This window comes from Miniphocaeibacter halophilus (assembly GCF_016458825.1).
GTDB classification, from domain to species: domain Bacteria; phylum Bacillota; class Clostridia; order Tissierellales; family Peptoniphilaceae; genus Miniphocaeibacter; species Miniphocaeibacter halophilus.
The window spans coordinates 1,449,047-1,461,540 of the sequence record NZ_CP066744.1; the positions used below are offsets into that span (position 1 = coordinate 1,449,047).

Sequence of the window (12,494 nt, forward strand, 5' to 3'; positions counted from 1 at the left end):
AAATATGGATATACAATTTTTAGGTGCAGCTAAAATGGTAACAGGATCGAACTTTTTAATTACAACAAAAAATGAAAAGTTTATAATAGATTGTGGTTTATTCCAAGGTAATGATGAAACAGAAGCTTTAAATAGAGAAGGGTTTAAATTTAATCCGGAAGAAATTGATTTTATGCTTCTTACTCACGCACATATAGATCATAGTGGAAGAATACCATTACTTGTAAAAGAAGGATTTACAGGAAATATATTTGCAACAAAACCAACTGTAGACCTATGTAATATTATGTTATTAGACAGTGCAAAAATTCAGGAAACAGATACAGAATGGGATAATAAAAAGCGAATGCGAGCTGGAAAACCATTAAATGAACCATTATATACAACAAAAGACGCAGAAAATTCCTTAAATAATTTTAGAGAATGCTATTATGATGAAATAATATTAGTAAATGATAATGTTAAATTTAGATTTTCTGATGCTGGTCATATATTAGGCTCTGCAATAATAGAATTATGGATAACAGAAGATGAGAAAACAACTAAACTTGTTTTTTCAGGAGATTTAGGTATGCCTAATAAACCTATACTAAATAACCCAACTTATATAAAAGATGCGGATTATTTAATAGTTGAGTCAACCTATGGAAATACAGTTCATGAAAATCGTGAAAACATAATACAAAATCTAATAAAAATAATAGATGAAACTTCAGCAAAAGGAGGAACGGTAATAATACCGGCTTTTGCTGTTGGTAGGACTCAGGAAATTATTTATGAATTAAATGAATATTATGAATATAATGAAGATATTGAATATCATCAACGGGTTCCAATTTATGTAGATAGTCCAATGTCTTTAAGGGCAACTGAAGCCTTTTTAAATAACACATATTTTTTTAACGATAAGGCTAAAAATTTAATATTCAAAGGAGATAATGTTTTTGAATTTGATAATTTAAAGTATATTTCCTCAGTAGATGAGTCTATTGCATTAAATAAAGTTAAATTTCCAAGGGTCATTATATCATCATCAGGAATGGCCAATGCCGGTAGGGTAAGACATCATTTAAAACATAACCTATGGGATGAAAACTCAGCGGTTGTTTTTGTAGGCTATCAGGCAAAGGGAACACTAGGGAGAATACTTTTAGACGGTAAGGACTCAGTAAAAATACTAGGTGAAGAAATAGCTGTAAAAGCCAGTATTTATAATCTAGATGGATTTTCAGGACATGCCGATGAACCAATGTTATTAGATTGGGTAAATTCATTTACTACAAAACCTAAAAAAGTTTTTATAGTACATGGAGAAAATGACGAACAGAAAGAATTCTATAAAACACTTACTAACAATTTAAAATTAAATTGTGAAATACCTGAACTATATTCAAAATATGAATTAAAACCAAATGAGGAAAAAGTATATGATGAAATTTCAAAAGAGGAAATGGAATTCAATTTATATTTAGAAATAGAGCATATAATTGAAAGGATGAAGCAATTAAAAGAACAGGATCTTTCTATTAATTTTAAAGATGTTGATTTAAAAAAATATTCTGAAGTAAAAAGAAATTTAAACGAAATAAAAGACAATCTTATGGATTTAACAAGATATGTTGAAAACAAAAAGAAGTGATATTTTATCACTTCTTTTTACCTTATACTTCTAAAACTCTTTTTAAGAAATCTTGAGTTCTTTTATGTTCAGGGTTGTTAAAGATTTTTTCCGGACTACCTTCTTCTAAAATGACACCATCATCCATGAAAACTATTCTGCTTCCAACTTCTTTTGCAAAGTTCATTTCATGGGTAACAACAACCATTGTCATTCCTGCTTTAGCAAGGTCCTTCATTACTTGAAGAACTTCTCCTACCATTTCTGGATCTAAAGCTGAAGTAGCTTCGTCAAACAACATAACTTTAGGATTCATAGCCAAAGCCCTTGCTATTGCAATTCTTTGTTTTTGACCGCCGGAAAGGCTATTAGGATAAGCGTCTATTTTTTCAGGTAATCCCATTTTTTCCAGTAAATCCTTTGAAATTTTTCTAGCTTCATCTTTAGATATTTTTTTAATTTGTATTGGTGCCAAAGTTATATTTTCATTAACTGTTAAATGGGGAAATAAATTAAAATGCTGAAAAACCATTCCCATTTCCTGTCTTATAAGATTAATATCGGTTTTTTTGTCGGTAACTTCTACATCTTCAAGAAAAATCTTTCCTTTAGTTGGTTCTTCAAGTCTTGTTAAACAACGTAAAAAAGTGGACTTTCCTGAACCGGATGGTCCAATAACAACAACTACTTCACCCTTTTTTATTTCTATATTCATACCCTTTAAAACTTCTTTTTTTCCAAAGCTCTTATGGAGGTTTTCAACTTTAATCACTTACCTTCATCCTCCTTTCAAAATATGCAATAACCCTAGACAAGGTAAAAGTAATTACAAAATAAATTACCATTGCAACAATAATAGGGGCTGTAGTTTGAAAGGAAGAAGCTTTAACCCTGTCTGTAGTATACATTACCTCAGCTGCTCCTATTACAGTTAAGGTTGATGTTTCTTTTATAATAGCAACAAATTCATTTCCTAAAGTAGGAAGTATATTTTTTACTGCTTGGGGAATTATTACATAGCGCATGGTTTTACCATAACTAAGTCCCAATGAACGAGATGCTTCCATTTGCCCCTTATCAACAGAATTAATGCCGGAACGAATAATTTCCGAAACATAGGCAGCACTATTAAGTGACATGGCTATGGCACCTGCATAAAATGGTGAAAATTTAATACCAAATAATTCCGGTGGAGCAAAAAATATAAAAAATGCTTGTACCATTAATGGCGTACATCTAAAAAACTCTAAGTAAATTAAAGAAATTCCCCTTAATATTCTAAATCGTGATAATCGAAATAAGGACAAAATCATTCCTAATATAATTCCAAAGAATATTCCTATTATAGACAATAGCAATGTATTTTTAATACCTTGTAGAAACATAGGAATGAATTCTTGAAGAGCTAGAAAGTTTTCAATGCTTAAATTCATATATATCTCCTTTATTAAAGACAGTAGAGTTTGAAAACTCAAACTCTACTGTAATTTTTTATTCGGTAGCTTCTGTACTGGTTTCTTCCGATGACTCTTCTGCAACTCCTGCTAATTCATTACTATCAATAACTATTTTATCAAAAGTTCCATTGTCTTGAATTTCTTTTATAAAGGTATTTAAGTAATCTTGAAAATCTTTGTCATCTTTTTTTAGAGCACCGGCAAAACCTGTTTCCCCAGGATAACTGATTCCTTCGGAGATTGCCAGTTTAGGGTTTTGTGCTATAAAAGCCTTAGCTATTATATCTTCAACTAATAATCCATCAATTTGTCCGGATTCTAAAGCAGCAGTTAAGTCTGGATAGTTTTTCAAATATAAAGAATTATCTTTTGCATTAGGAAAATGTGCATTAGTAACATTTTCTTGAACTGTTCCCATTTGGTTACCGAATTTAAAGTCGTCAGGAATATCTTTTTCAGTTTTATATTTATCTAAATCGGCTTCCCTAACAAGTAGAACTAAAGTAGGAAAATAATAGTCACTTGTGAAGTCAACTTGTTTTTCCCTTTCCGGGTCCTTGTTCATTCCTGCCAGTAAGAGATCATACATTCCACTTTGAAGTCCAGCTATTAAACTGTCAAAAGAGGTGTCTACAATTTCTAACTCTACATCCATTTTCTTTGCTAGTAGTCTAGCCATTTCCATATCAATTCCACCAAATTCCGATTTACCTTCTACCATTAATCTATATTCATATGGTGGATAGGCTGCGTTAGTAGCTACTATTAACTTTTTATCTGTTAATATTTTATGCATTGTACTGTCTTCCGGGTAATCTTCAGCCTTTAAATCATCTACGGAAACTTCATAAGCTTCTCTCATTTCAGCTAATGCCTTTTCAGTAACTTCAGTTTTTTCCGTAGTAGCTTCAGTAACTTCCTCTTTACTTGCAGTAGTTGAATTTGAAGTATCTGTCTTTTCTACCTTTTCACATGCAGTTAATGTAAATGCTGCAATTAATAATAATGCTAATATTTTTTTCTTCAATTAAATCCCTCCTAAAAATAAAAAAATCTCTTTCTTAACTAAGAAAGAGACGAAAAATCCGCGGTACCACTCTAATTGATATATTCCTATATCCACTTAAACTATAACGCAGTTAACGTATATTACTTGTAATACTCGTAATATATACTCCCTAGTCCTCGATTTATAATATATTATGTTGACTTTCACCAAACTCAACTCGCTAAAATAATATTAAAATAAATCCCTAGTTCATAGTAAATTATTGACAATATTCTATTAAATATTTTAACTTATGTCAAGTATGTAAAATATATTTATCTTTTATAAAATATATTTATATAAATTAATTAATTTGGGTAAATAATAATAAAGCTATAAATTTATGTTATGTTATAATCAAAGTAATAAATTAAGACGATTTGAAATCAATGGAGGCTGTAATGAAAAAACCAATTGTTAATTATTATTATACTGAAAACGGCGAGGAAGATGCGTATTTATTCAATAAAGGAATTAATGAAAAGTCCTATGAATTTTTAGGAGCTCATAAGTACATAGAAGATGATAAGGAAACTGTAAGATTTGTTGTGTGGGCACCTAATGCTAAATATGTCAATTTAGTAGGAGATTTTAACGATTGGGATGATTATAATCTTCCTATGAAAATGATAGGAGAAACAGGAATTTGGATTATTAATGTATTTGGTGTAGAAGAATATGATTCTTATAAATATAGAATTGTAACAAAGAATGATGAAATTAAATATAAGGCTGATCCTTATGCCTTCCATGCAGAGCTAAAACCAAAAACAGCTTCCAAATATTATGATCTTAAAGGTTATAAATGGAATGATAAAAGATGGTTAAATAAGAAAAAAAAGACCGATATCTACAAAAGTCCTATGAGTATATATGAGGTAAATTTAGCTTCATGGAAAAAGAAGGATAATGGAGATTACTATTCCTATGTGGAGTTAGCTGATGAACTGGTTAATTATGTTAAGGAAATGGGATATACCCATGTTGAAATTATGCCAATTACAGAATATCCTTTTGATGGTTCATGGGGGTATCAAACAACAGGTTATTTTGCTCCAACATCTAGATTTGGAACACCAAAGGATTTTATGTACTTAGTTGATAAATTTCATCAAAAAAACATAGGTGTAATACTAGATTGGGTACCGGTTCATTTTTGCAAAGACGATTTTGGGCTAGCAAGATTTGACGGAACAGGTCTTTATGAATCACAAAATACCTATGAGGCTGAAAATGAACAATGGGGTACATTAAATTTTGATTTTAGAAAAAATGAAGTTAGGAACTTTTTGATTTCTTCCGCCTTATATTGGCATGACTATTATCATATTGATGGTATTAGAGTAGATGCTGTTGCTTATATGCTGTATTTAAACTTTACAGGTAAAGATATAAAAAATGAAGACGGTGGAAATGAAAACAAAGAGGCTGTTTCTTTTATTAGAGAATTAAATACAATAATATTTAAAAATTATCCCAACACATTAATGATTGCAGAGGAATCAACTGCTTGGCCAAATATAACAATGCCTGTTGAACTAGATGGCCTTGGATTTAATTATAAATGGAATATGGGTTGGATGAATGACACCTTAAAATATATAAAACTGGACCCATTATTTAGAAAAGATCATCACGATTTACTTACATTTAGTTTAATATATGCATTTAGCGAAAATTATATCTTACCATTTAGTCATGATGAAGTTGTTCATATGAAAGGCTCTATGATTAATAAGATGCCGGGAGAATACAGTGAAAAATTTGATTCATTGCGATTATTGATGATGTATATGTATGGACATCCTGGAAAAAAATTGAACTTTATGGGAAATGAAATAGCTCAATTTGATGAATGGAATGAGTGGGATTCAATTACTTGGGGTGTTTTAGACTTTGAAAAACATGTAAGATATAAAAAATTTATTTCAGAGTTAAATAACTTTTATAGAAAAGAAAAAGCTTTATGGGAAGAGGATTTTGACCATAAAGGATTTAACTGGTTAGAGGTAGACAATAATAAAGAATCTGTAGTTATTTTTGAAAGAATTTCTGACAAGGGAGAAAAATTAATATGTGCATATAATTTTACTCCTGTATTGAGAAAAAATTATCCTATAGGAGTTGATAAGGAAGGAACTTATTCAGTAGTGTTAAATAGTGACATGCAAAAATATGGAGGAAATTTACTAAGAAACAAGGCCTATAAAACTAAAAAAGAAGAAATACATTCAAAAAAATATAGCATAAGGGTAGATTTACCACCATTAGGTGCAATGTTTATCAAAATGAAGCAGAAAAATAGGAGGTAGTTATGAGAGCAAGAAAACGAGTTGTAGCAATGTTATTAGCTGGAGGTCAAGGTTCGAGACTAAAAGGCTTAACTAAGAAAATTGCTAAGCCAGCTGTACCATTTGGAGGAAAATATAGAATTATAGATTTTGCCTTAAGTAATGCTACAAATTCAGATATTAGAGATATAGGTGTATTGACTCAATACAAACCATTTCTTTTAAATACGCATTTAGGCAATGGTGCTGCTTGGGATTATGATAGAAACAGTGGTGGTTTAAGAGTGCTTCCTCCATTTGCAACAGAAGAAGGTGGTAGATGGTATGAAGGAACTGCTAATGCTATTTACGAAAATATTGATTTTCTAGATGATTTAGCACCGGAATATGTGTTAATTTTATCTGGAGATCATATATATAAAATGAATTATAATGAACTTTTAGATTATCATAAGGAAAAGAATTCAGCTTGTACAATAGCAGTTATGGAAGTGCCTTGGGAAGAAGCGTCAAGATTTGGAATTCTAAACACCGATAAGGACAATAAAATTGTTGAATTTGACGAAAAACCGGAAAATCCTAAAAACAATTTAGCATCTATGGGAATATACATGTTCAATTGGTCTACATTAAGAGAATTTTTAATTAAAGATGCAGAGGACAAGGACTCTGACCATGATTTTGGTAAGAATGTTTTACCGGCAATTTTAAATGAAGGATACGATATGTATGCTTGGAAATTCGATGGCTATTGGAAAGATGTTGGTACTGTAAAAAGTTATTGGGAAGCAAATTTAGATTTATTAAACGATAATAATTTAAACTTATATGATAAAAAAGAAAGAATATTTACAAAGGCTAAGAACTTACCACCTCATTTTATAGCTAATGGAGCAGTAGTAAAAAAAGCCTTAATAAATGAAGCTTGTAGAGTTTACGGTACAGTTAAAAACTCAGTTTTATTTTCAAGTGTAATTATTGAAGAAGGTGCTGAAGTTGTAAATTCAGTAATTTTATCAAATGTTGTAATTAAAAAAGGTGCCAAGGTTTATAATGCAGTTATAAATGAAGACTGTATAATTGATGAAAAACAGGAGATAGGCTCTCCAGATGATAAAAACGTGTACTTAGTTGACGACGAAGGTATTTGTGTAGATTAGGAGGTAGTATTATGCAAAAATGTATAGGTGTTATTATTGGTGGAAAATCATCAAATCAGTATGGATCTTTATGTGAGACTAGACCCGCATATATGCTACCTTATGGTGGAAGATATAGATTAATTGATTTTACTCTATCAAATTTAGCCAATAACGATTTTTCAAATGTTATATTATATGGTGGCAGAAATATTAGATCAACATTAGATCATGTGGGAAATGGAGCTCCTTGGGAGTTAAATAGAAGAAGAAGTGGACTTGTAATATTTCCGGCAGTAGTTGGGCCTGATGGAATGAACTCGAATCAACTGGAAACTTTAAATGAAACGATGACATTCTATGAAGAAGCTAAAGAGGATTACTTATATGTAGTAGATCCAATGCTTATTGACAAAGAAGATCTTACAGACACTTACGATAGATTTATTGAAGAAGATTACGATGTGTTACTATTTTATACCAATAAAGAAGATGGGTTAGGAAAACATATTGGTGAGAAAAAACTGATTTTTAATTCTCAGGGAGAATTAGTAAATATTGGCACTAATTTAGGTACTCAAGAAAAGTTTTCATTATTGACTAAGGTTGGGTTTATAAAGAAAGAAGTATTTATAAATCTAGTTAAAAGCTCAATAGAAAAAGGAGATGCTAAGGACTTAACAGAAGCTATTGCCAATAATTGTAGTAGATTAAAAATTGGATTACATGAAGAAAAAGAAAATGTGGAAATAATACGTGGCTTAAGAAGTTTTTATGATTCTAATATGAAATTATTGGAAACACAGTTTTATGATGATATTTTTTATAAAAACGGTGTTCTTTTAACAAAATCTAAAGATGAACCTTCAACCTTATATAGTGATGAATCTAAAGTTTCTAATTCATTAATAGCTAATGGATGTATTATTGAAGGACAAGTAGAAAATTCTATAATTTTTAGAGGAGTTAAAATTGGAAAAGGAGCTATTATTAAGAACTCCATCCTATTCCAAAAAACAGAAATTGAATCTGACGCTGTAATAATTAACACAATAACAGACAAGTATGTTACAGTTAAGTCAGGAGTATCAATAGTAGGAAGTCAAAATCTTCCTTATGTAATAGCGAAAAATTTAGTAGTGGAGAAATAAAAAATGAATATTTTATATTGTACATCTGAGGCAGTGCCTTTTATAAAAACAGGTGGTTTAGCAGATGTTGCTGGGTCTTTGCCATTGGAAATGAAAAGACAGGGACATGATATAAGGGTAGTATTGCCATTATATGGGAAAATACCCTTGGAGTATAAATCAGAAATGAACTACATAGGATATTTCTATGTAGATTTAGGAAATGCTCATGAATATGCTGGAGTAATGGAACTAGAACATGAAGGTGTAAAATTTTATTTTATAGATAATGAAAGATATTTTAATAGGTCTAAAATTTATGGTGAGGGTGACGATGGAGAAAGATTTTTATTTTTCTCCAAGGCCTGTGTTCAATTGCCAAAAGTAATTGGATTTAAACCGAATATCATACACTCTAACGATTGGCATACCGCTATGGTTAATGTGTATATTAAAGATTTTGCACGTGGCGATAGCTACTATTGGGATATTAAGGCTGTATACACAATACACAATTTAAAATATCAGGGAGTTTTTCCTGCAGATATTTTAAGAGTAGCAGGTTTATCACCGGAGTATTTTAACGATGAAGCCTTAAAGTTTTATGATGCAGTAAACTTTATGAAGGGTGGAATAGTATTTAGTGATTATTTCACAACAGTATCTAAAAACTATGCTAATGAAATAAAATACGATTATTTCGGTGAAGGATTAGACGGAGTAATTAGAAAACATGAGTATAAATTAAAGGGAATAGTCAACGGAATAGACTATGATGAGTGGAATCCTAAAAAGGATAAATACCTATCTAAAAATTATGATTTAAAAACAATAGATAAAAAAATTGAAAACAAAAGAGAAATTCAAAGAATATTTGGCCTTGAAATAAGAGACGACGTACCGATGTTTGCAATGGTATCACGTTTAGTAGAAATGAAAGGTCTTGAGTTGGTTTGTTATATAATGGACGAATTGTTGTATTCTGAGGATATTCAAGTTGTTATTTTAGGAACTGGTGATGAAAAGTACGAGAATGCTTTTAGGTATTTTGAATACAGATATCCAGACAAATTAAGGGCTAGAATTTATTATAACAATGAAGAAGCGCATTTAATTTATTCAGGAGCAGACTTTTTATTAATGCCATCATTAGCAGAACCTTGTGGAATATCTCAACTAATAGCTATGAGATATGGAACAATACCAATAGTAAGGGAAACAGGAGGACTAAAAGATACTGTTAAACCGTATAATGAATTTACTGGTGAAGGAACAGGTTTTAGCTTTTCTAACATAAACGCTCATGATTTACTATATACAATTAGACAGGCTATTAGATTTTATTATGATGAAAAATCAATGAAAAACATTGTAACATCTGCAATGAATGAAGAAAATAACTGGGAGAAATCTGCTAAAGAATATATCGAGCTATATGAAGAATTGGTGAAGTAATCATGTTGAAATTTAGTGGAGAAGAATTACTAAAAAAAATAAAACATAACTTAAATTATAAATTAGTAGTAGATAGACATGAGGCTAGTAGCTTTGATGTCTATCTTGCTACTGCTGAAGTTATAAAAGATATAATTTCATATCCTTGGAGAGACACCAAGGATAAATTTTTTTCCAGAAAAAGAATCTATTATTTATCCTTTGAATATTTGCCGGAAAAATTTTTAGCAAGAAACATAGGACTTCTTAAATTAGGAAAAGAGTTTAATTATGCTTTTAATCAATTAGGTTATACATTTAAAGAGATTTTAGAGAATGATACTACAAGTAGATTAGGTGGAGAATCTTTAGGTAGATTTTCATTTTCTTTTTTAGATAGTGCCAGTTCTGTAAATGAAAATCTTATGGCATATGGAATGAGATATGAAAATGGCAGATTGAAGCAGGAAATAGTGGATTTTAATCAAGTAGAAAGAGTAGATACATGGCTTGCTGCTGGTTTTCCATGGGAATATAGGAAAAATATAGTCTATGATATAGAATTTAGTAATCTAAAAGTACAGGCCCAGGCTTATGATATTCCAATTTTAGGCTATGAAGGAAAAACCGTAAACACTTTAAGGGTTTGGTCCATTATAAACGATAATTTAATTGATGTAGATGCAATTTTAAGAGGAAGCCTAAACGAATTATATTATAACTATATAAGTACTAAAAGTATAATAAACTTTTTATACCCTGAAGATTCAAATATAGTAGGTAAAAAAATCAGACTAGGACAGGAGTATTTTTATGCAACTTGTTCAGTTAAGGATATTTTGTCAAATACTAAGAAAGAAGAATTAGATTTATTAAAAATAGAAGAATATGTTTCTATTAAAATGAATGAGGCCCATACAATAATGGCGATTCCTGTATTTATTGAAGAATATAAAGAAATAACAGGGTGTAGTTATGAGTTTGCCTATGAGAAAGCAAATAAGATTTTTAATTATACTTCTTATGATGATTTTACTTCAAAGAAAAAAATGTGGGATATGAATTTAATAAAAGAAATCTGTCCTAAAATAATAAAGGCAATAGAATTTTTAGATGAAAAGTTAAGGGAAGTTTTGAAAGTAAGAACATTTGATTTAAAAGAAAGTGAATTAAAAGAATTATATATAATTAACGACAATAAGGTTAATTTTACAAATATTGTTTTGTTCGTTAGCAATAGCTTAGGAGCTATTTCAGAACTACATTATAAAATTATTACTGATGGACGATTAAATACCTTTAGTAGTATTTTCCCAAGAAAATTCATACTAAACAGAAGTGGTGTAAGTCAAAGAACTTGGCTATATTTAGCGAATCAGAAACAATCTGACTATTTATGTGAATTATTAAACGAAGATATTATAAAAAATCCCAAATGTTTAATTAAATTGGAAAAATACAAAGATAATGAAAAAGTACTTAATGAATTAGACAATATTAAAAGGGAAAACAAATTAGAAATAGAAAAATATATTAAAAATAATTATAATATAAAAATAAATCCCTATTCTATATTCGATATGCAGTTAAAGGATTTTCATGAACATAGAAGACAATTTTTAACAGCCTTATATATAACTAAACTATATTTTGATTTAAAGGAAAATTCAAGTATAGATCTAGCAGACAGGACGTTTTTCTTTGGAGGAATGGCCTCTCAAAGTTATTTGGCTGCTAAGTCCATAATTAATTATATTAATACATTGGCTTATGTTGTAAACTCCGATTTAACAATAAAAGGTAAGTTAAAAGTGGTTTTTATAGAAAACCTGACTATAGAAAAGGCTATGATATTAATTCCATCTGCTGATATTAATGAACAACTTTCAACACCGGGAATAGATATGGCAGGAGCTTCCGCTATTAAATATATGTTTAATGCAGGACTTACAATTGGTAGTAGAACAGGTTTAAACCTGGACATTCGCAATGAAATAGGGGAAGATAATATTTTCTTATTTGGATTATCAAGGGAAGAACTGGACAATCAATTTAAGCATAATTATTATGAGCCTACAGAATTTATTAAAAACAATAATGAATTGAGCAAATTAATAAAAAGAATAAGATCTAGTGGAAATACTTTATTAAAAGAGAGTTTCGAAAAATTATATAATTTAATTGTAAAATATAATGATAGCTTTTTTATTTTTAAAGATTTTCCTGCTTATGTAAGGGCACAAAAATTAGTTGAACAAAGATACAGGGACAAATTTTGTTGGAATAATATGCAATTAGTAAACTTGGCCCATAGTGGAATGTTCTCTGTAGATTATTCATTAGAGGAATTTAAAAAAATCATATGATAAATGAGATG

At 29.8% G+C, this 12,494-nt stretch carries 9 protein-coding genes and 1 other annotated feature; of the genes, 6 read left to right on the forward strand and 3 right to left on the reverse strand.

Features of this window, described 5'->3' with window-relative positions:
- Positions 1–4: 4 nt before the first annotated feature.
- The gene (locus JFY71_RS07150; RefSeq protein WP_243660125.1) at positions 5–1,639 is read left to right on the forward strand and encodes an MBL fold metallo-hydrolase RNA specificity domain-containing protein; all 1,635 of its coding nucleotides are present in this window, start codon (positions 5–7) and stop codon (positions 1,637–1,639) included.
- A gap of 22 nt (positions 1,640–1,661) precedes the next feature.
- Here JFY71_RS07150 and JFY71_RS07155 read toward each other — a convergent pair whose 3' ends face one another.
- The 3 genes from JFY71_RS07155 to JFY71_RS07165 are packed head-to-tail and all read right to left on the reverse strand — an operon-like array spanning position 1,662 to position 4,102.
- Positions 1,662–2,390, reverse strand: a complete 729-nt coding sequence (locus JFY71_RS07155) for an amino acid ABC transporter ATP-binding protein (protein WP_243660126.1) — start codon at positions 2,388–2,390, stop codon at positions 1,662–1,664.
- The gene (locus JFY71_RS07160) at positions 2,383–3,051 is read right to left on the reverse strand and encodes an amino acid ABC transporter permease (RefSeq protein ID WP_243660127.1); all 669 of its coding nucleotides are present in this window, start codon (positions 3,049–3,051) and stop codon (positions 2,383–2,385) included. Before JFY71_RS07160 ends, JFY71_RS07155 begins: the two co-directional genes overlap by 8 nt.
- A 58-nt stretch (positions 3,052–3,109) precedes the next feature.
- The gene (locus JFY71_RS07165) at positions 3,110–4,102 is read right to left on the reverse strand and encodes a transporter substrate-binding domain-containing protein (RefSeq protein ID WP_243660128.1); all 993 of its coding nucleotides are present in this window, start codon (positions 4,100–4,102) and stop codon (positions 3,110–3,112) included.
- Positions 4,103–4,144: 42 nt separating this feature from the next.
- Positions 4,145–4,346 (reverse strand) — a binding site (T-box leader).
- Positions 4,347–4,524: 178 nt separating this feature from the next.
- Between JFY71_RS07165 and glgB the strand changes: the two genes are divergently transcribed.
- The 5 genes from glgB to glgP are packed head-to-tail and all read left to right on the forward strand — an operon-like array spanning position 4,525 to position 12,483.
- The gene (gene glgB / locus JFY71_RS07170) at positions 4,525–6,435 is read left to right on the forward strand and encodes a 1,4-alpha-glucan branching protein GlgB (RefSeq protein ID WP_243660129.1); all 1,911 of its coding nucleotides are present in this window, start codon (positions 4,525–4,527) and stop codon (positions 6,433–6,435) included.
- A 2-nt stretch (positions 6,436–6,437) separates the two neighbouring features.
- On the forward strand, positions 6,438–7,574 hold the full coding sequence (locus JFY71_RS07175; RefSeq protein WP_243660130.1) for a glucose-1-phosphate adenylyltransferase: 1,137 nt from the start codon (positions 6,438–6,440) through the stop codon (positions 7,572–7,574).
- An 11-nt stretch (positions 7,575–7,585) separates the two neighbouring features.
- Positions 7,586–8,704, forward strand: coding sequence for a glucose-1-phosphate adenylyltransferase subunit GlgD (glgD, locus tag JFY71_RS07180; RefSeq protein ID WP_243660131.1), 1,119 nt, complete (start codon positions 7,586–7,588; stop codon positions 8,702–8,704).
- Between the two features lie 3 nt (positions 8,705–8,707).
- Positions 8,708–10,138, forward strand: a complete 1,431-nt coding sequence (glgA, locus tag JFY71_RS07185; RefSeq protein WP_243660132.1) for a glycogen synthase GlgA — start codon at positions 8,708–8,710, stop codon at positions 10,136–10,138.
- 2 nt (positions 10,139–10,140) lie between these two features.
- Entirely contained in the window at positions 10,141–12,483 is a 2,343-nt protein-coding gene (gene glgP, locus JFY71_RS07190; RefSeq protein WP_243660133.1) for a glycogen/starch/alpha-glucan family phosphorylase, read from the forward strand.
- Positions 12,484–12,494 lie beyond the last annotated feature (11 nt).

Excerpts from the sequence above, each read along its gene's own strand:
- JFY71_RS07175 (WP_243660130.1), top strand. The coding sequence starts at position 6,438 with ATGAGAGCAAGAAAACGAGTTGTAGCAATGTTATTAGCTGGAGGTCAA.
- JFY71_RS07150 (WP_243660125.1), top strand. The coding sequence starts at position 5 with ATGGATATACAATTTTTAGGTGCAGCTAAAATGGTAACAGGATCGAAC.
- glgP (WP_243660133.1), top strand. The coding sequence starts at position 10,141 with ATGTTGAAATTTAGTGGAGAAGAATTACTAAAAAAAATAAAACATAAC.
- JFY71_RS07160 (WP_243660127.1), bottom strand. The coding sequence starts at position 3,051 with ATGAATTTAAGCATTGAAAACTTTCTAGCTCTTCAAGAATTCATTCCT.
- glgA (WP_243660132.1), top strand. The coding sequence starts at position 8,708 with ATGAATATTTTATATTGTACATCTGAGGCAGTGCCTTTTATAAAAACA.
- glgD (WP_243660131.1), top strand. The coding sequence starts at position 7,586 with ATGCAAAAATGTATAGGTGTTATTATTGGTGGAAAATCATCAAATCAG.
- glgB (WP_243660129.1), top strand. The coding sequence starts at position 4,525 with ATGAAAAAACCAATTGTTAATTATTATTATACTGAAAACGGCGAGGAA.